Source organism: Streptomyces sp. NPDC012825 (assembly GCF_042900925.1).
In the GTDB taxonomy this organism is placed as follows: domain Bacteria; phylum Actinomycetota; class Actinomycetes; order Streptomycetales; family Streptomycetaceae; genus Streptomyces.
In genome coordinates this window covers 67,405-88,342 of the sequence record NZ_JBIBBZ010000020.1, presented here as the reverse complement: position 1 = coordinate 88,342, position 20,938 = coordinate 67,405, and the positions used below count along the sequence as shown (strand labels likewise).

The window sequence follows — 20,938 nt, the reverse complement described above, 5'->3', positions numbered from 1 at the left end:
TGCGGGCTGCTACCGGTAGTCGTCCGCCGACACGTCCTCGTCCGTCTCCTTGGCGACGACGAACCCCCACGCGTCCGGCCGCGAGCCGTCCGCGTCGGTGAAGCCGTACTCCTTCGCGAGCTGTCCGCTGGAGAGCGAGCGGCCGTTCCAGCGGGCCCGGTCGGGGTCGGCGGCGAGGGCGGCGACCGCGCGGCCGACGTAGACCGGGGACTCGGCGACGGCGAAGTCGGGGAGCTTCCCGACCGCGTCGCGCCAGTTCTCCTCGGTCACGCCGAAGTGGTCCAGCATCTGCTCCGAGCGGAGCCAGCCGGGGGTGAGCGCGACGGCCGTGCCGCCGGACGGCGCCAGCTCGCGGGCGAGGCCGAAGGCCATCCGGATCGGGGCGTTCTTGGCGAGGTCGTAGTAGACGTTCTCGCGGTAGCGGGTGGCGTTGTACTCCTGCGTGCCGTCGGTGACCTCGACGAGGAGGCCGCCGGGGTGCCGGGTGAGCAGCGGCGTGGCCGCCGCACTGGTGATCAGGTGGCTCTTCACGCCCAGTTCCAGCATGCGCAGGCCGTCGGCGAGGTCCATCTCCCAGATCTTCTTCCCGAAGCCGGCGACGACGAGGTGCTCGCCGCCCCAGATGTCGTTGACGAGGACGTCGAGGCGGCCCCGCTCGCGGTCGATCCGGTCGATCAGGACGCGGACCCGATCCGGTTCCAGGTGGTCGGTGGGGACGGCGACGCCCTCGCCGCCGGCGGCCGTCACCAGTTCGGCGGTCTCCTCGACGGTCTCGGTGGTCCGGCCGACCTCGCTGACCTTCTCGCGGGTGGTGCGCCCGGTGACGTAGACGGTGGCTCCGGCGGTGCCGAGCTGCACGGCGATGGCCCGTCCGGCTCCCCGGGTGGCCCCGGCGACCAGGCAGATCCGTCCGCGCAGGGGCTTGCTGTCAGATGTCTCGGTGGTCATGGGCCTCACCCTGGCAGGAAAGTACGACACCTTCTGTCCGGATTCATTTCGGACTTCCGGGTGCGTCGTCCCCGCCGGGGCACGATGCTGGTCCCGTGATGGACGAGACCGAGTTCTGGAAGATCATCGACGCCGCCCGGGAGGACGCCGAGGGCGACGCCGAGGAGCAGGCGGACCTGCTCGTGGAACGGCTGACCCGGCTGGACCCCGACTCGGTGCTCGACTACGCGCGCCACTTCGAGGCCCGCTACAACCGCGCGTACCTCTGGGACCTGTGGGGCGCGGCGGCCGTGCTGTTCGACGGGGCGGGCGAGGAGACCTTCGACGCCTTCCGCTGCTGGCTGATCGGTCAGGGCCGGGAGGTGTACGAGGGGGCCGTGCACGATCCGGACGCGCTGGCGGAGCTGCTCGACGACTTCGACGTGGAGATCGACGGGGACGGCGAGGAGATCGGTTTCGCGGCGGACGAGGCGTACGAGGCGCTGACCGGGGCCGAGACGCCGGACCTGGGGATTCCGATGCCGGGGGGCGAGCCGCTCGGGACCCCGCTCGACCTGGCGGACGAGGAGGCCCTGGCGGTCCGCTTCCCCCGGCTGTGGGAGCGCTTCGGCACGGGGTGACGCGGTGACGCTCTGACCGGGCGGGCTCAGAAGTGGGTGCCGCCGTCGACGCGGACCTCGGTGCCGGTGATGAACCTGCCGTCCTCGCTCGCCAGCATCGCGACGACCCCGGCGACGGTCTCGGGGCCCGCGAAGCCCCGGCCGAGGGCGGGGGCCAGCTTCACGAAGAGCGCCATGTCGGCGTCGGCGGGCAGGCCGGGGCCGACGGACCGGCGGCTGGCGCCGGTGCCGTCGGTCATGCCGGAGGAGATGGAGCCCGGCTGGACGGCGGTGAAGCGGATGCCCTGCTTGGCGTACTCGGCGGCGAGCGCGTGGGTCATGGACTGGATGCCGCCCTTGCTGGCCGCGTAGGCGGACATGTACGGGTGGGCGAACGCCGCCGAGGTGGAGGAGAAGTTCACGACGGCCGGGCCCTCGCCCGCCAGGAGGGCCGGGACCGCCTCGCGTATCACCAGGAAGGTGCCGGTGAGGTTGGTCCGGATCACCTGCTCGAAGGCGTCGAGGGTGGTCTCGTGGGTGTGCGAGGAGCGCAGGATCCCGGCGGCGTTGACCAGGACGTCCAGGCCGCCGAGCGCCTCGACGGCGGCGGCGACGCCGGCCCGTACGGAGGTCTCGTCGGCCACGTCCAGGAGGACGGTGGTGAGGCGGACGGCGGCGGCGCCGGCCCGGTCGGCGGTGTCCTTGAGGCCGTCCTCGCTGATGTCGGCGGCGACGACCCGGCCGCCCTCGGCGAGCATGCGCAGGACGGTGGCCTGGCCGATGCCGGAGCCGCCGCCGGTGACGAGCGCGCGGCGTCCTTCGTAACGGGCTCCGTGACGGGTGGGGTGGTTCATGGGAGGGCCTTTCGAGGGCGGGTTTCGCCGGAGGAATGCTGTCACCGTACGCCCAAGTGGCACGTTTTGCCATCAATGCACTTCGCGCACCCCTGGCAGTCACGGGCGTACCCTTGGCGGGTGAGCGACAAGACGCCCTCCCGGGCCCCCTCCCTGACGGAGCGCCGCAAGGCCGCCACGCAGCTCGACATCGCCCGCGCGGCCGTCGAGCTGTTCACCGAGCGCGGCCCGGACGGCACGACGGCCGAGGACATCGCCCTGCGGGCCGGGGTCGCGCTGCGCACCTTCTACCGCTACTTCCGCTCCAAGCAGGACGCCGTCGCCCCGCTCCTCGCGGGCGGCGCCGACCGCTGGCGCGCCGACCTGGCGGCCACCGCCCCGGGCACACCCCTGGCCGACGCCCTGGAGCGGTCCGTCGTCACGTCGCTGACCCCGGCGGACGCGGAGGCCGGGGAGGAGCTGCTCCGGACCCGGGGGCTGCTCCGGGCGGCCGCCGACGACCCCGCCCTGCGGGCCGTCTGGTACCGGGTCAACCAGGAGTCGGAGGAACGGCTGCGCGAGGTCCTCGCCGGGCTCGCGGGCCCGGACGCCGACCCACTGGGGGTACGGCTCGCGGCGGCGGCGGCCACGGACGCGATCCGGCTCGCCCTGGAGAGCTGGGCGGAGGGGGAGCCGGGGGACGGCGGGGACGGACCGGCGCCCCTGGCGGCCCGCTGCCTGCGCGAACTGACCCGGGGCATCGACCTGTTGATGCCGTGACAGCAGGGGCGGGACCCCTCAGTACGGCCGGAAGGGTGGGGCCCTTCAGTACGGCCGGAGAGGCGGGACCCTCAGTACGGCCGGGGGCGGGCCCCTCAATACGCCCGGAGGGGCGGGCCCCTCAGCCCACCAGCGACCGCCCCATGCACACGTCGTCCACGTACTCCCCGTCGATCAGGAACTCCCCCCGCAGGACGCCCTCCACCGCGAAGCCCTCGGAGGCGTAGAGCGCGCGGGCCGGGGCGTTGTGGCCGAGGACCCGCAGGGTGAGCCGGGTGGCGCCCCGCTCCCGCGCCCGGTCCGCGGCGGCCCGCAGCAGCGCCCGGGCGACGCCCTTCCCCCGGGCGGATTCGGCGACCACGAGGCCCTGGATCTGGAGCACGTGCGCGTGCGAGGCGAGCGGGATGGACTGCACGACCCGGACGTAGCCGACGAGCGCGCCCCCGCGCACCGCCACCAGATAGTCCCCGGGAAGGTGGCGCTCGTCGAAGAAGGGGCCGTACGGCGGGACCGGCGCGGGCACCACCGCGTGGAGGGTGGACCAGGCGGCCCGGTCGAGGGCGCCGAGCCCGGCGCCGTCGCCGGGTTCGGCCGTGCGTATCCGTGTCTCCGGCTCGGTCATGCCCGTCACTGTGCCATGCCCCGCCCCGGAGGGGGCAGGATGGCCCCATGCAGCGTTCCGCCTCCCGCAAGCGTGTCGCCGTCACCGGCGCCTCCGGGCTCATCGGCTCGGCCCTGGTCCGCTCCCTGCGCGCCGACGGCCACGACGTCCTCCGTCTCGTCCGCCGCCCGGCCCGTACCGCCGACGAGGTCGAGTGGGACCCCGAGCGGCTGTACGTGGACGCCGCCGGGCTCGTCGGCGTGGACGCCGTCGTGCACCTGGCGGGCGCCGGCGTCGGCGAGCGGCGCTGGAACGAGGCGTACAAGAAGGAGATCCGGGACAGCCGGGTGCTCGGCACGACGGCGGTCGCGCGGGCGCTCGCCTCGCTCGCGGAGCCGCCGGAGGTCCTGGTGTGCGGCACGGCGCTCGGCTGGTACGGCGACACCGGCAGCCGCGCGGTCGACGAGGGCGCCCCCGCCGGGACGGGCTTCCTGCCCTCGGTCTGCGTGGAGTGGGAGGCCGCGGCGGCCCCCGCCGAGGAGGCCGGCATCCGGGTCGCGTACGCCCGCACCGGTCTGGTGGTGGCCCGCGAGGGCGGGGCGTGGGGGCGGCTCTTCCCGGTCTTCCGGGCCGGGCTCGGCGGGCGGATGGGCGACGGCCGCCAGTACTGGTCCTTCATCTCCCTGCACGACGAGGTGGCCGCCCTGCGCCACCTGGTCGACACGCCGTCCCTGTCGGGTCCGGTGAACCTGACGGCCCCCGAGCCGGTCACCAACCGCGAGGTGACGGCGGCGATGGCCCGGGTGCTGCGGCGGCCCGCCCTCCTCACGGTCCCGGCGCCGGCCCTGCGGATCGTCCTCGGGGACTTCGCGCAGGACGTGCTCGGAAGTCAGCGGGTGCTGCCGGGGCGCCTGTTGGAGACCGGTTTCGACTTCGCGTTCCCGACGATCGACGACGCGATCCGGGCCGCGGCCCGCTGACGCCCCCTCGTCCGTGCTCCCCCGTGCCGCGCGCACCCCGGTGCGCGCTCCTGGCACCCGCGGGAGCGCTGCCTACGCTCGACGCGGACCGTGAACTCCGGCATTCCGGAGGCCCGTTGGGGGCATAGGCCTCCCACCGGCCGCGCCGACCTGGGGAGGGGCACGTGCTCAGCAGCGCAGACGACACCGTCAGCAGCACGGAGAGCAGCACGAACAGCACGAACAGCAGCACCACCGACACAGTCAGCACCATCGACACGGGTGGCACGGGCGGGACCGGCGGCACCGTCGACGTCGTGGTCGTGGGGGCCGGGGCGGCGGGGCTCGCGGCCGCCCACCGGCTGACCCGCGCCGGCCTCTCCGTCGCCGTCCTGGAGGCGGAGCCGTGGATCGGGGGCCGGATGGCGACCGCCTCCGTCGACGGCTTCCGGCTCGACCGGGTGGGCCCGCTGCTCACCCTGTCGTACGAGGAGCTGCGGGCCCTGCCGGGACTCGGCGGCCTCGCGCTGCGCCCCTTCGCCCCCGGGGTCCTCGTGCACAGCGACGGCCGGTACGCGCGATGGGGCGCCCCGCACCCGCGCCGGACGGCCGGAGCGCCCCGGGCGACGGGCGGACGGAGCGCGGGGGGAGCGTTCAGCGTGGCGCGCGCCCTCGCGAGCGCCCCCCGGCATCCGGCGGCCTCGCTCGACCAGGCCCGGCTCGGCGCGTCCCTCGTCCGGCTCGCGGCGACCCCGGCGCAGCGGATCCTCGCCCGGCCCGAGCGGACCGCCCGCGAGGCCCTGGACGCGCGGCTGCCCGCCCGGACGGTCCAGGGGGTGCTGCGGCCGCTGCTCGCGGCGCTCCTGGCCGACCCGGACCTGAGCACGTCGAGCAGGCGGGCCGACCTGGCGCTGCGCGCCTTCGCCCGGGGCCGGCTCGCCGTGCCGGAGGGCGGCGCGGCGGCGCTTCCCGAGCTGCTCGCGGCCGGCCTTCCGCCGGGCACGGTCCGCACCGGCGTACGGGTCACGGAGGCGTCCGTCTCCCGGGTCACGACGGCGGAGCACGGGGTGTTCCGCTGTCGCTCGGTGGTGCTGGCCACGGGGGCGCGCACGGCGGCGGAGCTGCTGCCGGGGCTGCGGACGCCCGCGTTCCACCCGGTGACGGTCCTGCACCACACGGCGCCCGTCGCGCCCACCGGGGACCCGGTGCTGCTCCTGGAGTCGGACCCGGACGGCCCCGTGGCCCACACGGCCGTGATGAGCGCGGTCGACCCGGGCCGGGCCCCGGCGGGGCGGACCCTGATCACCTCGACGGTGCTCGGGACGCCGCCGGACGACACGGAGCGGCGGGTCCGCAAGCACCTCGCCACGCTGTACGGCACGTCGACCGACGAGTGGGAGCTGCTGGCGCTCCGGCACACCCCGGACGCGGTCCCGGCGATGCCGCCCCCGCACGACGGCCACCGCTCGGTCCGGCTGCTCGCGGGGCTCTACGTCTGCGGCGACCACCGCGCCACGAGCACCCCCCGCGGCGCCCTCGCCTCGGGCCACCGCGCGGCCCGCGCCCTCCTGACGGACCTGGGCGTACGACTCCCGGCGGAGCCCCTGGCCGTGGAGGCGGCCTAGGGGGCGGGCCCGGACCGTCCGGGCCCGGCCCCGGTCAGCCGATCGCGGCCACCCGGTCGCGGTAGGTGCGGGCCGGCGCCGCGTCCCGGTAGGGCTCCAGGCGGCGCTCGAAGTCGCGTACGTACTCCACGGCGCGGGCCGAGCGCATCTCGGAGGCCTCCTTGGCGGCCTCGGCGCCGAGCACGCAGGCCTGCTCCAGTTCGCCGAGGGCGAGCCGGGAGGTGGCGAGGACGACCCGGCAGAAGAGGCGGCTGCGGGCGAAGCCGGGGGCGCGGAGCTGGAGGGAGCGCTCGGCGTGCTGGGCGGCGTCGCGGTGCTGCTGGAGGTCGCGGTGGCTGTGCGCGAGCTCGTCGGCGAGCTGGGCCTCGTCGAAGGTCCGGGCCCAGTACGGCACCTCGTCGCCGGGCCGGGCCGCCCCCAGGGCCCGCTCGGCCCGGACGAGCGAGGCGCTGCACGCCCGCCCCTCCCCCAGGACCGCGTGGCCGCGCGCCTCGACCGCGTGCAGCATCGCCTGGACGACGGGCGGCGCGGCGGGCCCGACGCCCTGCTGGGCGACCCGGGCGAGCTGCACGGCCTCCCGCCCGTGGCCGAGGTAGACGGCCTGGTGGCTCATGGTGAGGAGCACGTACGAGCCGTACGCCCGGTCCCCGGCCGCCTGCGCGAGGCGCAGCGCCTGGACGAAGTAGCGCTGGGCGAGGCCGTGGGCGGCGATGTCGTACGAGGTCCAGCCCGCGAGCCGGGTGAGGTCGGCGACGGCGGCGAAGAGGCGGCGGCCGGTGGACTCCCCGTACGTGCCGCGCAGCATCGGCTCGGCCTCGTGCTCCAGGTAGCGGACGAGTGCCTGGCGGGCGTGGCCGCCGCCGTAGGCGTGGTCGAGGGTGCGGAAGAGCTCGCCGACCGAGCGGAGGGCGGCGACGTCGCCGCCGGAGACGCGCTGTCCGGGCCCCCGGTCCGTACCGCGCTGGCGGGGCACGGAGAAGCGGCCCTGGGCCGGGACCCGGGGGTCGTGCGGGGGCGCCCCGGCGGAGGGGCGGGAGGGGGCGGGCTCGCCCCGCGCCACCCGCTCGTCGGCGCGGCCGATCAGCCAGTCCCGGCTGGGGACGACGAGGCCCGCCGGGGTGAAGGCGATCTTGCGGAGTTCGGCGTGGCTGCCGGAGTCCTTGCGCCACAGGCCGCCGACGATGTCGACGGCCTCCTCGGGGGTGGCGGCGAACTCCAGGCCCGCGTAGACGGGCGCGCAGGCGTCGAGGCCGAGGTCCTGGGCGGAGAGCCGGCGGCCGAGGCGGCGGGTGAAGACCTCGGCGATGAGGGCGGGGGTGGTGCCGCGCGGCTGCTGACCCCGGAGCCAGCGGGTCACGGAGGTCTTGTCGTACCGCAGGTCGAGGCCGTGTTCCAGGCCGAGCTGGTCCACCCGTCTGGCGAGGCCCGCGTGGGAGAACCCTGCTTCGGCGATGAGCGCGGCGAGCCGGCTGTTCGGGATGCGCTGCGGGGGTCGTTCCGTCATCGGCTGTGCGGTCTCCTGTTTTCCGGGTCCGGGCGGCACCCCTGCGGACCCTCCTGGAACGGCGCGAATTTAGCGGCCCCCACGGCCCGTACCACTACCTTCGCCCCACATTCATCCGATCGTGTGAGGATTGGGGGGACCGCTGACGTGGGCGCTCCCGTCCGCCTCCCCCGGGCCCCGTCCGCCCGCCGGAGGGGCGGTCCCGGCGCCGCCGTACAGTGGCACGGGCGCGAATGACGCATGGTGCCGAACCGGCCCGGGATGATCCCCGGTCCCCGGTCTCCCGGCACAGGAGGAGGCATGGCCGTGAGTGAGCTGCGATTCGTCCGTCTCGGCTTCGGCGAGGACGCCGTCGACTACCGGGTGGCCTGGGACAGGCAGCGCGAGGTGCACGCCGCGCGGTTCGCCGACGAGATCGACGACACCTGTCTGCTCCTGGAGCACCCGCCGGTCTACACGGCCGGCCGGCGCACGGCGGAGAGCGAGCGCCCCCTGGACGGGACGCCGGTGGTGGACGTGGACCGCGGCGGGAAGATCACCTGGCACGGTCCCGGCCAGCTGGTCGGCTACCCGATCATGAAGCTGCCCCGCCCGGTGGACGTCGTCGCGCACGTGCGGCGCCTGGAGGAGGCCCTGATCCGCACGGCCGCCGACTTCGGCCTGGAGACGACGCGGATCGAGGGCCGCAGCGGGGTGTGGGTCCTGGGGGAACCCCGACAAGCAGCGGGGCAGCGGCCGTCGCTCGGCGGACTCTCGCTCGACTTCGACCCGCGCCTGACCGACGAGGAGTTCGACCCGCGCCTGAACGGACCGGAGTACGCGCCCTCCAACGCCGGCCAGCGCCGCGAGGACCGGAAGCTGGCGGCGATCGGCATCCGGGTCGCCAAGGGCGTCACGATGCACGGCTTCGCGCTCAACGTGAACCCGGACAACGCCTGGTTCGACCGGATCATCCCGTGCGGCATCCGCGACGCGGGCGTCACCTCGCTCGCCAACGAGCTGGGCCGTGACGTCACGGTCGAGGAGGTGCTGCCGGTGGTGGAGAGGCACCTGCGGGAGGTCCTGGAGCACGCGGAGCTGAAGCCGCGGGCCGTGGAGCCCGCGTCCGTCTGACCCCGGGCCGCCCCGTCCGTACGGCCCCCGGGAATGCGGGGGCGATGGCCAGAGGTTGGCCGGACGTAGGCAGGCATGGAAGCCACGGGCGTACCCTGGTGTACGCCGAAGAATCGAAGCTACAGGAGCCGATGTGTCCGCAGTCGCACCCGACGGACGCAAGATGCTGCGCCTGGAGGTCCGGAACGCCCAGACCCCCATCGAGCGCAAGCCCGAGTGGATCAAGACCCGGGCGAAGATGGGGCCCGAGTACACGAAGATGCAGGGCCTCGTGAAGAGCGAGGGCCTGCACACGGTCTGCCAGGAGGCGGGCTGTCCCAACATCTTCGAGTGCTGGGAGGACCGCGAGGCGACCTTCCTCATCGGCGGCGACCAGTGCACCCGGCGCTGCGACTTCTGCCAGATCGACACGGGCAAGCCCGAGGCCCTCGACCGCGACGAGCCGCGCCGCGTGGGCGAGTCGGTCGTCACGATGGACCTGAACTACGCCACGATCACCGGCGTCGCGCGCGACGACCTGGAGGACGGCGGCGCCTGGCTGTACGCGGAGACCGTGCGCCAGATCCACCAGCAGACGGCGGGCCGCGAGACGGGCCGCACCAAGGTCGAGCTGCTGGCCCCCGACTTCAACGCGGTGCCGGAGCTCCTGGAGCAGGTCTTCGAGTCCCGCCCCGAGGTCTTCGCGCACAACGTGGAGACGGTGCCGCGCATCTTCAAGCGCATCCGCCCCGGCTTCCGGTACGAGCGCTCCCTGGACGTCATCACGCGGGCGCGTGACTACGGTCTGATCACGAAGTCGAACCTGATCCTCGGCATGGGCGAGACCCGCGAGGAGATCAGCGAGGCGCTCCAGCAGCTGCACGACGCGGGCTGCGAGCTCATCACGATCACGCAGTACCTGCGCCCCTCGGTCCGCCACCACCCGGTGGAGCGCTGGGTGAAGCCGCAGGAGTTCGTGGAGCTGAAGGAGGAGGCCGACGAGATCGGTTTCTCCGGCGTGATGTCGGGCCCGCTGGTGCGCTCGTCGTACCGCGCGGGACGTCTGTACCAGCAGGCGATGGAGAAGCGGGCGGCCGTGCAGAGCGCGGAAGCAAGCGCACCGACTGGTGTGTGAATCCGAGCACAAGTAGTTACCGGCCGGTAGTGGCCGGATCCGGTGCGGTCCGTACGACCCCGCAGCTCAGCGGGCCCGTACGGACCGCACCGCCGTTTCCCCACTGGGCCGACCGGCCGCACCGGCGTTTCACCCGTGTTTGACCGCCGGGTCACGTCCTGGTAACACCGATCTGTGAGCCTGGTTCCACCCACCGCCACCGCTCGCCCCCACCCCGCCTCGTCTCACCCGCCATCGAGGGAGGACCCCGCCATGCCGGCCGCATCGACGCACGTCCGCGTCACCGCGATCCCGTCCGTCACCGACGCCCTGAGGGCCGTGGAGTCGCTGCTCCTGGGCTCGGGACAGCGCACCGCCCGGCGCAACGCCTGGAACTCCGTCCTGGAGGACCGGCGCCGCGCCAGGGACCGGGTCGAGGCCCAGCGCGTGATGGAGGTCGCGTCGGGCCGCGCCTCCCGGGCCACGTAAACTTCAGGACATGGCGAGGAAGGCAAACACGAGCAGCGCTGACGCTGCCAACCCCGGGCGACTGAAGCAGATCGCCCTCACGTACAAGATGACCCGGAAGGCCGACCCGAAGGTCGGTCTCGTCGTCGCGGGCGTGGGCATCGGCGTACTCGGTGTCCTCCTCGCGATCGGCTTCCTCATCGGTCATCCGGTCTACCTGGGCATCCTGGGCTTCGTCCTGGCGCTCCTGGCGGCGGCCATCGTCTTCGGGCGGCGCGCCGAGCGCGCGGCCTTCGGGCAGATGGAGGGCCAGCCGGGCGCGGCGGCGGCGGTGCTGCAGAACGTCGGACGCGGCTGGACGACGACCCCCGCGGTCGCGATGAACCGCAACCAGGACGTCGTCCACCGCGCGGTCGGCCGGGCCGGCATCGTGCTGGTGGCCGAGGGCAACCCGAACCGGGTCAAGACGCTCCTCGCGGCGGAGAAGAGGCGCATGAACCGCGTCGTGGTGGACGTGCCGGTGCACGACATCATCGTCGGCGACGGCGAGGGCCGGGTGCCGCTGAAGAAGGTCCGCACGACCATGCTCAAGCTGCCCCGGGTCCTCACCGGCCCGCAGGTGACCGCGGCCAACGACCGGCTGCGGGCGATGGGGGACCTCATGAGCAACATGCCCTTGCCGAAGGGACCCATGCCGAAGGGCATGCGGATGCCGCGCGGTGGAAAGGCGCGCTGACGCGCCCGAGCGAACACGCGAGAGGGGCTCCGGACCACACGGTCCGGAGCCCCTCTCGCGTACGCGCGGTGTCGTCAGACGCGGACCTGGACGGCGCCGGAGAGGCGGTCGTGGAGGCCGCGGCCGTCGCGGTCCCAGACGAGGGCCGGGATCGCCAGGCAGAGGAGGAGCGAGCGGAGGGCCGCGCGCACCGGGCCGAGCCGGCCGCCGCGGACGGAGACGACGCGCAGGCGGAGGAGGAGCTTGCCGGGCGTGGCGCCGACGGTGCCGACGGTCAGGGCGCTCGTGACGAACAGGATGGCGAGGGCCCAGTTGCCGGTGGCCTGGCTGTAGCCGTCGGTGACCAGGCCGTATGCGATCAGCATGCAGAAGGCCCAGTCGACGGCGAGGGCGCCGAGGCGCCGCCCGGGGCGGGCGATCGAACCGGGCCCCTCCTCGGGCAGTCCGAGCTGCTGACCGCGGTAGCCGAAGTCGACGCCCGCTTCCTCGGCCGCCGCGCGGGGGCCGGAGAGCCACGATCCGATTGCTTGCCTGTTGTCCACCCGACCACGGTACTGTGCCCGTTTTCGATCTCTTCGGCCCGGGTAGCGGATGGAGGTCCGGTGGCCCCCAGAGGGGCGGGAACCAGGCATGCCCGGAGCAGGACCGGCACCCACCCCGGTTAACTTCGACGAAACAATTGGGTCATGCTTGAGAAATCCCGTCTGCCTATGGTCGGGTCCAGCGTGTGCCACCGCACTGGCCGCACGAACGAGCTGCAACCCCGCCCCTCCCCGGGCCGGGAGTAGGAGGAGTGGGATGTCCCAGACGCACGGGTTCCAGAACGCCGAAGAGGCTCAGAAGTTCATCAAGGACAACGACGTCAAGATGGTCGACGTCCGGTTCTGCGACCTTCCGGGCGTGATGCAGCACTTCACGATCCCCGCCTCGGCCTTCGACCCGTCGGAGGAGCTCGCGTTCGACGGGTCGTCGATCCGCGGCTTCCAGGCCATCCACGAGTCGGACATGTCGCTGCGCGCCGACCTGTCGACGGCCCGCGTGGACCCCTTCCGCCGCGACAAGACGCTGAACATCAACTTCTTCATCCACGACCCGATCACGGGCGAGGCGTACAGCCGCGACCCGCGCAACATCGCGAAGAAGGCGGAGGCGTACCTCGCCTCCACCGGCATCGCCGACACCGCGTACTTCGGCCCCGAGGCCGAGTTCTACGTGTTCGACTCGGTGCGCTTCGAGACCTCGGCGAACCAGGGCTTCTACCACATCGACTCCGAGGCCGGCGCCTGGAACACCGGTGCGGAGGAGAACAACCGCGGCTACAAGGTCCGCTACAAGGGCGGTTACTTCCCGGCCCCGCCGGTCGACCACTTCGCCGACCTGCGCTCGGAGATGTCCCTGGAGCTGGAGAACGTCGGCCTCCAGGTCGAGCGCCAGCACCACGAGGTCGGCACCGCCGGCCAGGCCGAGATCAACTACAAGTTCAACACGCTGCTGGCCTCGGCCGACGACCTGATGCTGTTCAAGTACATCATCAAGAACGTCGCCTGGCGGAACGGCAAGACCGCGACCTTCATGCCGAAGCCGATCTTCGGTGACAACGGCTCGGGCATGCACGTCCACCAGTCGCTGTGGGCCAACGGCGACCCGCTGTTCTACGACGAGACGGGCTACGCGGGCCTGTCGGACACCGCCCGCTACTACATCGGCGGCATCCTCAAGCACGCCCCGTCGCTGCTCGCCTTCACCAACCCGACGGTGAACTCGTACCACCGCCTGGTCCCGGGCTTCGAGGCCCCGGTCAACATGGTGTACTCGCAGCGCAACCGCTCCGCCGCCATGCGCATCCCGATCACGGGTGCGAACCCGAAGGCCAAGCGCGTCGAGTTCCGCGCGCCGGACCCGTCCTCGAACCCGTACCTCGCCTTCTCGGCGCTGCTCCTCGCGGGCCTCGACGGCGTCAAGAACAAGATCGAGCCGCTGGAGCCGATCGACAAGGACCTGTACGAGCTGGCTCCGGAGGAGCACGCCAACGTCCCGCAGGTCCCGACCAACCTCGAGGCCGTCCTCTCCGCCCTGGAGGAGGACAACGAGTACCTCCAGGCCGGTGGCGTCTTCACCTCGGACCTGATCGAGACCTGGATCGACTACAAGCGCACGAACGAGATCGCCCCGATCCAGCTGCGGCCGCACCCGCACGAGTTCGAGCTCTACTTCGACCTCTAAATCGCGGGGCCCGTCGTACGAAGGCCGTCGCTCCCGGAAGTCCGGGGGCGGCGGCCTTCGCCGTGCCCAGGGCCCCGTCAGCGCCCGTAGCGGATCAGGGTGCGGACCATGCGGCAGGTGGTGTCCGAGGGCGGGTGGATGCCGAGCTGCTCGGCCGTGGTGCGTATGGTCGCGTTCGTGGCCTTCGACGGGACGTAGACGCCGGCGTCGAGGAGGGCGATCGCGAGGCGCATGGCCTTCAGGCGCCGGTTGTGCGTGACGTACCACTCGCGGGGCCGGCCCGCGGGGAGCGGCTGCTTCTGGAGCGGCTTCCAGGGTTCGAGGGACGGCGTCCGGATCATGGCGAGAGCCATGGGCTACCTCCTGGCGAACGGCGGGGTGGGGGGCCTCCTCGGGACCCTCACCTTCACCCATTATTTTACCGGCCCCCACTGACAATCGTCCCTGGCCAGGACCGGTTTTCGGCGGTGCGGAAGGGGGGCGCGGGGGTAGCGTGGGCGCCATGGAGATCTGGATCAATCCCGCCTGTTCCAAGTGCCGCGGCGCCCTCGCCCTCCTCGACGCCGAGGGGGCCGGGTACACCGTGCGGCGCTACCTGGAGGACGTGCCCTCGCCCGACGAGATCCGGGAGGTGCTCGGGCGGCTCGGGCTCGAACCGTGGGACATCACCCGGACCCGGGAGGCCGAGGCGAAGGAGCTCGGGGTGGAGGAGTGGCCCCGGGACGCGGAGGGCCGCGACCGGTGGATCGAGGCCCTCGCCGCGCACCCGAAGCTCATCCAGCGGCCGATCATCACCGCCGAGGACGGCACCGCCGTCGTGGGGCGGACCGAGGAGGCCGTGCGGGACGCCCTCTCCCGCCGCTGAGATCAGGGCCTCGCCGTCAGGCGTTCCGCCTCCGTCAGGATCTCCGTGAGGCGGAGGCCGAAGCGGGCGTCGCAGGGGTGGGGGACGCCCGTGCGGGCCGACGCGACCAGGGCGTCCACGGCCGCTCCGAAGGCGTCCACCGCGCCGTCCCAGAGCGGCAGCTCGGCGCGGCCCTTCGTGCCGTAGAGGGTGAGGGCCGCCTCCGCCGCCTCCGGCGGGGCGCTCAGGGTGAGGGTGGCGGTGCTGCTCGCCCCCGACGCGTGGCGCAGGATCAGGTGGTGGGTGTCCGCCGGGCCCCGCGCCGCCGTGATCGCCGCGACGTCCCCCAGGATCGGCAGGTAGACCGAGAGGACGTGCGGGCCCACGTCCCACAGGCCGCCCTTCTCGCGCCGCCAGGGCGAGGCCGCGTACTCGCTCGTGGAGCCGGAGCCGTACAGCGAGCCCAGCCAGTGCGCCTCGCCCAGGAACCAGCCGTCCGCCGCCGCCTGCTCCTCGATCCAGGAGGCCGTCGGCTCCGCGAACCGGAGGGTGCAGAAGACCACCGAGGCGACGCCCGCCGCCCCGACCGCCTCCGCCACCTCGCGGGCGCCGGCCACCGTCGTGGCGACCGGCTTGTCCAGGAGGACGTGGCAGCCGGCGGCCGCGGCCCGCACCGCCAGCGGGGCCTGCACGTCCGGCGGCAGGGCGAGGGCCACGGCGTCGCTCGCCGCGAAGAGCGCGTCCACGTCCGCGTACGCGCGCGTGCCCGACGCGGCGGCCAGCGCCTCCGCCGCCTCCGGGCGCCTCCCCCACACCCCGCTGAACTCGACGTCCGGATGCCCGGCGAGCGCGGGCGCGTGGGTGTGCCCGGCCCAGGGGCCGGTGCCGAGGAGTCCTATGCGGGGCCTGGCCCCGAGCTTCTTCGCCATGGTCACAGTCTGCCGGGTGGTTGCGCCGGGAGCCGGGGGCGGGTGGCCGCCGTGCTCGACGACAGCTTCTCGTCGTCCGGTTCGGCGGTGAGGCGGCGCCGTCCGCCGGCCGTGGCCCCGGGCCGCCACTTCCTCCTGGAGGCCCTCGCGGCGCCGGGCTCGTAGACCTCGCTGTGGACCTCCGGCGGGGACGATCCGCTGCTCGTCCGGCCGTACGGGCCGACCCCGCTCGGCCTGCGGGTCCTGGACGCCCCGGAGAGCGGCCCGGAGCGGCTCGTGATCGTCCCGGACGGCTGGGACGACGCCCCGCCGGGACTCGCGGGCGAGGTGCTGCGGGTGTGGCGGACACGGCTCGATCCGGAGCGGCGGACCGGTGTCGTGCACCTCAACCCCGTATACGACGCCGGGGGTTTCGACGTGCGCCGGCTCGCGCCGGGCGTGCCGACCGCCGGCATCCGGGACGCGGAGGACCTGGCGGCCCTGGTGGAGATCGCGCAGTTCGCGGAGCTGTGGGCCCGTCCGGACCGGCGGGTGGAGGCGTTCCACGCGGGAGGCGGAGGGTGACCCGGATCGATCTCGGCGGGCTCGACGTGCGGCCCGCGCGGGTGTGGGGCGGGGTGCGGCTCGTACGGGCCGAGCCGGTGCCCGGCCTCCGGCTGCGCCGGGAGGTGTACGAGGGATTCGGGCGGCCGCGGTGGACCTCGGCGGCCGGACCGCGTACACCTCGTACGTCCCGCACGGCTTCGTCGCCGACCGGTCCGGTTCGCGGCAGGACGGCGAGTCCGCCGCGTGCGGGACCCGGCTGGGGGACCCGGCGCCCCCGTGTGTGCCCGTGCGCCGCGTCCACCGGCCGGCCAAGCGCCGGCGGGGCGAGCGGCGGCTGCGGTTCCTGCCGCTGCGCCTGGCCCTGGAGGGCTACCTCGCGCTGCACTTCGGCGGGCCGTCGATGGTCTGGGACGACCGGTCCCGGGAGGCGGCGCGGTGCGGGCTCTCGCCGCGGGCCGAGGCGGCGTACGCCGGGTGGGACGTGCCGGGGCTCGGGGAGGCGCTGCGGGTGTTCGAGCTGCGTCCGGGCCGGTGCGGGACGCTCCTGTACGTGGCCGACGCCCTGGCCGCGGCCTTCGTCGTGCCGCATCCGGAGGACTACCGGGTCCTGCACCCGACGCTCGTCGAGGACCTGTACGGGGAACTCGTCCACCGGTACGCGCACCACGGCGTCCCGGTGCCCGAGTTCGCGGCGCGGATCGGGGCGGCGGGTCCGGGCGGGCTCCTGGACGCGCACGTCGTCGCACGGAAGGTGCGGGAGGGCCGGGAAGGCTGAGTAACACGGGGTTCACAAACGGGCAACCGGCGGGAAATCCCGTGTTGCGAAGCTGCGGTCCGAAAGCAGTCGTACGGTCCGGCCCCGGCCGGGTCCGTACGGAGACCGCAGCTTCTCGCAGCGCCGCGAGCCGCCGCGGGCAGCCCCTCCCGCCGCCTCCGGGCGCCGGGGGAAACCCCAGCAGCACGCCACGCGCCCTAAGGATGAGCCCCGTGACCTTCAAGGCTGAGTACATCTGGATCGACGGCACCGAGCCGACCGCGAAGCTCCGTTCCAAGACGAAGATCATCGCCGGTGAGGTCCCGGCCCTCGACGAGCTGCCGATCTGGGGCTTCGACGGCTCCAGCACGAACCAGGCCAAGGGCCACGCCTCGGACCGCGTCCTCAAGCCGGTCTTCGTCTGCCCGGACCCGATCCGCGGCGGCGACGACGTCCTGGTGCTGTGCGAGGTCCTCAACACGGACATGACGCCGCACGAGTCCAACACGCGCGCCGCGCTCGCCGAGGTCGCCGGGAAGTACGCCGCGCAGGAGCCGATCTTCGGCATCGAGCAGGAGTACACCTTCTTCAAGGGCTCGCGTCCGCTCGGCTTCCCCGAGGCCGGCTTCCCGGCCGCGCAGGGCGGTTACTACTGCGGTGTCGGCGCGGACGAGATCTTCGGCCGCGACGTCGTCGAGGCGCACCTGGAGAACTGCCTGACGGCCGGTCTCGGCATCTCCGGCATCAACGCCGAGGTCATGCCCGGCCAGTGGGAGTTCCAGGTCGGCCCGCTGGCCCCGCTGGAGGTCTCCGACCAGCTGTGGATCGCCCGCTGGCTGCTGTACCGCACGGCCGAGGACTTCGACGTCTCCGCGACCCTGGACCCGAAGCCGGTGAAGGGCGACTGGAACGGCGCGGGCGCGCACACCAACTTCTCCACGAAGGCGATGCGCGAGGGCTACGACGCGATCGTCACCGCGTGCGAGTCCCTGGGCGAGGGCTCGAAGCCGCTCGACCACGTCAAGAACTACGGCGCGGGCATCGACGAGCGCCTGACGGGCCTGCACGAGACCGCCCCGTGGGACGAGTACTCCTACGGCGTCTCGGACCGCGGCGCCTCGGTCCGCATCCCGTGGCAGGTCGAGCAGGACCGCAAGGGCTACATCGAGGACCGCCGCCCGAACGCCAACGTGGACCCGTACGTGGTGACCCGCCTCCTGGTGGACACCTGCTGCGAGGCCCTGGAGAAGGCCGGCCAGGTCTGACCGCGAGCTCTCCGAGTGTCTTCCGGAGGGGCGCCCGCCGTTTCGTACGGTGGGCGCCCCTTCCGTCATGTGGGACGGACGACACAGGTTTCGGTCGTCCCGGGGGTCGTCCCCGTGTTTCCCTTCTGGTTCAATAGGGATATGGCCACCATGCAGAACGACACCGCGACGGGTCGTCACGACCTCGAGCCGTTCTGGCCTTCCCGGCAGCATCACGACTTCGACCGGGTGTGTTGCCGCGCGAGGAACGCGTCGGCCCTCTAAAGCCCTGATCGGTCCGGTCCGATCCCCGGCCTTCGGCCGACGCGCACGACGTACGACGCCTGTCCGTCCGTTTCTCCGCGCGAAAGAGCTGACCTGCCATGGCCCACACCCAGAGCGCCTCCCTCACGGCCGTCCGTCCCGGCCGGCACCGACTGCGTGCCGTCGATCCGAACGAGGTCGTCGACTTCTCCCAGGTGGCGGACTTCCTGCCGCCCGGCGCCACCCTGCTGCCCGCGCCGCAGCACGCCCTGCCCACGCTGCCGGGCCGTCCGCCGATGGTCGGGTACCTCGTGCTCGTCCCGGCCGACCAGCAGCCGCACCTGCCCGCGGCCGCCGTCCCCTCCCCCGTGACCGCGCCCGTCGCGGCCGAGGAGCGGGGCCCGGTGGCCATCGACGACGTCCAGCGGGTCGCCGTCGTGGACGGGCAGCCGCTGGACCTGACGTACCTGGAGTTCGAGCTCCTCGCCCATCTGGTGGCGCACCCCCACCGGGTGCACACCCGCGACCAGTTGGTCACGACGGTGTGGGGTTACGGACACGTCGGCGACGGGCGTACGGTCGACGTGCACGTGGCCCGGCTGCGCCGCAAGCTGGGCGCCGAACACCGCCACACGATCCAGACCGTGCGTCGGGTCGGTTACAAGTACACGCCCTGATCGGGCGGTTCGGTTCGTCCTCGCCCTCGCCTTCGCCTTCGCGGTGAGGGTGGGGGTGGGGGGCGCCGACAGGCCCGTGTCCGGGCCTTGAGCGGTGGGGTCGGTGACACCGGGCCGTATCCCGTCCCGGCGCGTCCGCCCCCGGCGGAATCCCCCGGGAGCGGAATCGCCGGCCCGGTCCCGGGCGGTCGGGCAGGCTCGGATCATGAAGCTGCTGATGCTCGGAGGTACGGAGTTCGTGGGTCGCGCGGTCGTCGAGGCCGCGCTCGACCGGGGGTGGGAGGTGACGGTCTTCCACCGGGGCCGGCACGCTCCCCCGGCCGGGGTCCGGACCCTGCTCGGTGACCGCACCGCCGGTCCCGACGGTCTCGCCGCCCTCGCCGGGGGCTCCTGGGACGCCGTCGTGGACACCTGGTCGGCGGCCCCCTCCGCGGTGCGGGACGCGGCCGGACTGCTCGCGGACCGGGTCGGGCGGTACGCGTACGTGTCGAGCCGTTCCGTGTACGCCTGGCCCCCGGCGGCCGGGCTCGCGGAGGACGGTCCGCTGGTGGAGGGTTCGCCGGACGACGGGGACGTGCCGTACGCGGAGGCCAAGCGGGGCGGGGAGCTCGCCGCCACGGCCGCCTTCGGCGCCGACCGGACGCTGCTCGTCCGCGCGGGCCTGATCCTCGGACCGTACGAGAACGTGGGCCGGCTCCCCTGGTGGCTGAACCGGACGGCGCGCGGCGGCCCGGTCCTGGCCCCCGGGCCCGCGTCGTCGCCCATCCAGTACGTGGACGTGCGCGACCTGGCCCTGTGGACGCTCGACGCGGTGGCGGCCGGGCTCTCGGGGCCGTACAACCTCGTCTCGCCGCCCGGGCACGCCACCATGGGCGGGCTCCTCGACGCCTGCGCGCGGGTCACGGGTTCGGGCGCCGAGCTGCGCTGGACCGCGCCGGAGGAGCTGCTCGCGGCGGGGGCGGAGCCGTGGACGGAGCTGCCGGTGTGGCTGCCGCCGGGCGAGACGTACGACGCGATGCACACCGCCGACGTCTCCCGCGCGCTCGCGGCCGGGCTGCGCTGCCGTCCCGTGGCGGAGACGGTCGCGGACACCTGGGCGTGGCTGGAGTCCCTCGGCGGGGTCGCGCCCCAGCGGCCGGACCGCCCGGGGGCCGGGCTTTCACCGGAACGGGAGGCGGAGGTCCTGGCGGCGCTGGCCGGGCGGTGAGGGGCGGGCGGCACCCGGCCGGGGCATGAGGGTCCGGGCCGGTGCCCCGAGGGAGCAGCAGGACCTGCCCGTACCGGTGTGATCGCTTACGGTCGACGGGAAGGGTGCGAAGCAGTGCGAACCGGAGGAGTCGACGTCATGGCCGCCATCCCCGCCGTCTCCGTCGCCAACCTCCGTGACCTCGGCGGTCTGTCGCTCGCCGGCGGGCGCGCGGTCCGGGCGGGGGTCGTGCTCCGTTCGGCGCAGCTCGACCGGCTCGACCCGGACGATCCCGCCGTGGCGGGTCTGGGGATCCGTACGGTCGTGGACTTCCGGACGGACGGCGAGCGCGCGGAGCGGCCCGACCGGCTGCCCGCCGGCGCGCGGCCGCTCGTCGCGGACGTGCTCGCGGACTGGCCGGCCACCAGCGGGCTGCCCCCGGCCGCGCGTCTGAAGACGCTGCTCTCCCAGCCCGCCCTGGCCGAGGAGCACCTGGGCGGGGGCCGCATGCGGGAGGCCTTCGCCCGCACCTACCGGGCCTTCGTCTCCGCCGACTCCGCCCGCGCCGCCTACGCCGTCCTCCTCGCCGAGCTGGGCGCGCCGGACGCCGGGCCGCTGCTCTTCCACTGCACGGCGGGCAAGGACCGGACGGGGTGGGCGGCGACGGTCGTCCTGTCGCTGCTCGGGGCGGACGAGGGGACGGTGCGGGAGGAGTACCTGTCGGTCAATCCGGCGGTGCGGCAGGCGTTCGCGCCGATGATCGAGGGGTTCACGGCCCAGGGCGGCGACCCGCAGCTGGCGCTCGACCTGATCGGGGTGCTCCCGGAGTACCTGGACGCGGCGCTCGACGAGGTGGCGGTGCGGCACGGTTCGATGGAGAAGTACGTACGGGAGGGGCTCGGGGTGCCGGACGAGGTGACGGAGCGGATCCGGGAGCGGTTGACGACGGGGGGCGGTTGACGACTTCCGGTTCCGGTTCGGAACCGGGGGCCGGGGCCGCGCCCCGTCGCCC

At 74.0% G+C, this 20,938-nt stretch carries 21 protein-coding genes and 2 pseudogenes; 16 read left to right on the top strand and 7 right to left on the bottom strand.

Annotation, left to right across the window (positions count from 1 at the left end; all coding sequences use genetic code 11):
• Positions 1-9: 9 nt before the first annotated feature.
• The gene (locus ACFY7E_RS28710) at positions 10-948 is read right to left on the bottom strand and encodes an SDR family oxidoreductase (RefSeq protein WP_389489870.1); all 939 of its coding nucleotides are present in this window, start codon (positions 946-948) and stop codon (positions 10-12) included.
• 98 nt (positions 949-1,046) lie between these two features.
• Here ACFY7E_RS28710 and ACFY7E_RS28705 point away from each other — a divergent pair, with 98 nt between their 5' ends.
• Entirely contained in the window at positions 1,047-1,568 is a 522-nt protein-coding gene (locus ACFY7E_RS28705) for a DUF4240 domain-containing protein (protein WP_383444177.1), read from the top strand.
• Positions 1,569-1,594: 26 nt separating this feature from the next.
• On the opposite strand, the gene ACFY7E_RS28700 is transcribed toward ACFY7E_RS28705, so the two are convergent.
• Positions 1,595-2,401: an SDR family NAD(P)-dependent oxidoreductase gene (locus ACFY7E_RS28700; RefSeq protein ID WP_389489868.1), complete on the bottom strand. Its 807-nt coding sequence runs from the start codon at positions 2,399-2,401 to the stop codon at positions 1,595-1,597.
• Positions 2,402-2,521: 120 nt separating this feature from the next.
• Between ACFY7E_RS28700 and ACFY7E_RS28695 the strand changes: the two genes are divergently transcribed.
• A complete protein-coding gene (locus tag ACFY7E_RS28695; protein WP_389489866.1) occupies positions 2,522-3,160 on the top strand; it encodes a TetR family transcriptional regulator in 639 nt (212 codons plus the stop codon).
• Positions 3,161-3,281: 121 nt separating this feature from the next.
• On the opposite strand, the gene ACFY7E_RS28690 is transcribed toward ACFY7E_RS28695, so the two are convergent.
• Entirely contained in the window at positions 3,282-3,782 is a 501-nt protein-coding gene (locus ACFY7E_RS28690; RefSeq protein ID WP_389489864.1) for a GNAT family N-acetyltransferase, read from the bottom strand.
• A 47-nt stretch (positions 3,783-3,829) separates the two neighbouring features.
• On the opposite strand from ACFY7E_RS28690, the gene ACFY7E_RS28685 reads away from it, so the two are divergent.
• Positions 3,830-4,741, top strand: a complete 912-nt coding sequence (locus ACFY7E_RS28685) for a TIGR01777 family oxidoreductase (protein ID WP_389489862.1) — start codon at positions 3,830-3,832, stop codon at positions 4,739-4,741.
• Positions 4,742-4,992: 251 nt separating this feature from the next.
• Positions 4,993-6,345, top strand: coding sequence for an FAD-dependent oxidoreductase (locus ACFY7E_RS28680; protein ID WP_389489920.1), 1,353 nt, complete (start codon positions 4,993-4,995; stop codon positions 6,343-6,345).
• Positions 6,346-6,379: 34 nt separating this feature from the next.
• On the opposite strand, the gene ACFY7E_RS28675 is transcribed toward ACFY7E_RS28680, so the two are convergent.
• Complete coding sequence (locus ACFY7E_RS28675) at positions 6,380-7,849, bottom strand: regulator (RefSeq protein ID WP_389489860.1); 1,470 nt, start codon at positions 7,847-7,849, stop codon at positions 6,380-6,382.
• A 306-nt stretch (positions 7,850-8,155) separates the two neighbouring features.
• Between ACFY7E_RS28675 and lipB the strand changes: the two genes are divergently transcribed.
• From lipB to ACFY7E_RS28655, 4 genes are all read left to right on the top strand, one after another.
• Positions 8,156-8,962 carry a lipoyl(octanoyl) transferase LipB gene (gene lipB, locus ACFY7E_RS28670; protein WP_389489857.1) on the top strand — a complete coding sequence of 269 codons (807 nt, stop codon included), beginning with the start codon at positions 8,156-8,158 and terminating at the stop codon, positions 8,960-8,962.
• A 133-nt stretch (positions 8,963-9,095) separates the two neighbouring features.
• Positions 9,096-10,076 carry a lipoyl synthase gene (lipA, locus tag ACFY7E_RS28665; protein WP_389489855.1) on the top strand — a complete coding sequence of 327 codons (981 nt, stop codon included), beginning with the start codon at positions 9,096-9,098 and terminating at the stop codon, positions 10,074-10,076.
• Positions 10,077-10,328: 252 nt separating this feature from the next.
• Entirely contained in the window at positions 10,329-10,544 is a 216-nt protein-coding gene (locus ACFY7E_RS28660) for a hypothetical protein (RefSeq protein ID WP_389489853.1), read from the top strand.
• Positions 10,545-10,554: 10 nt separating this feature from the next.
• Positions 10,555-11,259 (top strand): DUF4191 domain-containing protein, encoded by a 705-nt coding sequence (locus ACFY7E_RS28655; protein WP_389489852.1) that lies wholly within the window; start codon positions 10,555-10,557, stop codon positions 11,257-11,259.
• Positions 11,260-11,333: 74 nt separating this feature from the next.
• Here the strand turns inward: ACFY7E_RS28655 and ACFY7E_RS28650 are convergent, their stop codons facing one another.
• Complete coding sequence (locus ACFY7E_RS28650) at positions 11,334-11,801, bottom strand: RDD family protein (protein WP_389489850.1); 468 nt, start codon at positions 11,799-11,801, stop codon at positions 11,334-11,336.
• Between the two features lie 256 nt (positions 11,802-12,057).
• Between ACFY7E_RS28650 and glnA the strand changes: the two genes are divergently transcribed.
• Complete coding sequence (gene glnA / locus ACFY7E_RS28645) at positions 12,058-13,482, top strand: type I glutamate--ammonia ligase (protein WP_383444175.1); 1,425 nt, start codon at positions 12,058-12,060, stop codon at positions 13,480-13,482.
• A 77-nt stretch (positions 13,483-13,559) separates the two neighbouring features.
• Here the strand turns inward: glnA and ACFY7E_RS28640 are convergent, their stop codons facing one another.
• The gene (locus ACFY7E_RS28640) at positions 13,560-13,835 is read right to left on the bottom strand and encodes a hypothetical protein (protein ID WP_383441134.1); all 276 of its coding nucleotides are present in this window, start codon (positions 13,833-13,835) and stop codon (positions 13,560-13,562) included.
• A 149-nt stretch (positions 13,836-13,984) separates the two neighbouring features.
• Here ACFY7E_RS28640 and ACFY7E_RS28635 point away from each other — a divergent pair, with 149 nt between their 5' ends.
• Positions 13,985-14,347 (top strand): arsenate reductase family protein, encoded by a 363-nt coding sequence (locus ACFY7E_RS28635; RefSeq protein WP_389489847.1) that lies wholly within the window; start codon positions 13,985-13,987, stop codon positions 14,345-14,347.
• A 2-nt stretch (positions 14,348-14,349) separates the two neighbouring features.
• Here the strand turns inward: ACFY7E_RS28635 and ACFY7E_RS28630 are convergent, their stop codons facing one another.
• A complete protein-coding gene (locus tag ACFY7E_RS28630) occupies positions 14,350-15,255 on the bottom strand; it encodes a Gfo/Idh/MocA family protein (protein ID WP_389489844.1) in 906 nt (301 codons plus the stop codon).
• Between the two features lie 15 nt (positions 15,256-15,270).
• Between ACFY7E_RS28630 and ACFY7E_RS28625 the strand changes: the two are divergent.
• The 6 genes and pseudogenes from ACFY7E_RS28625 to ACFY7E_RS28600 form a co-directional block, all read left to right on the top strand.
• Positions 15,271-15,819 (top strand): annotated as a pseudogene (locus ACFY7E_RS28625) (hypothetical protein); the annotation flags it as partial.
• A pseudogene (locus ACFY7E_RS28620) lies at positions 15,816-16,504 on the top strand (hypothetical protein); the annotation flags it as partial. The pseudogenes ACFY7E_RS28625 and ACFY7E_RS28620, both read left to right, overlap by 4 nt.
• A gap of 284 nt (positions 16,505-16,788) precedes the next feature.
• Positions 16,789-17,820: a glutamine synthetase gene (gene glnII / locus ACFY7E_RS28615; protein ID WP_389489842.1), complete on the top strand. Its 1,032-nt coding sequence runs from the start codon at positions 16,789-16,791 to the stop codon at positions 17,818-17,820.
• Between the two features lie 362 nt (positions 17,821-18,182).
• Positions 18,183-18,740, top strand: a complete 558-nt coding sequence (locus ACFY7E_RS28610) for a winged helix-turn-helix domain-containing protein (protein WP_389489839.1) — start codon at positions 18,183-18,185, stop codon at positions 18,738-18,740.
• A 205-nt stretch (positions 18,741-18,945) separates the two neighbouring features.
• Entirely contained in the window at positions 18,946-19,947 is a 1,002-nt protein-coding gene (locus tag ACFY7E_RS28605; RefSeq protein ID WP_389489836.1) for an NAD-dependent epimerase/dehydratase family protein, read from the top strand.
• A 138-nt stretch (positions 19,948-20,085) separates the two neighbouring features.
• Complete coding sequence (locus tag ACFY7E_RS28600; RefSeq protein ID WP_389489834.1) at positions 20,086-20,886, top strand: tyrosine-protein phosphatase; 801 nt, start codon at positions 20,086-20,088, stop codon at positions 20,884-20,886.
• Positions 20,887-20,938 lie beyond the last annotated feature (52 nt).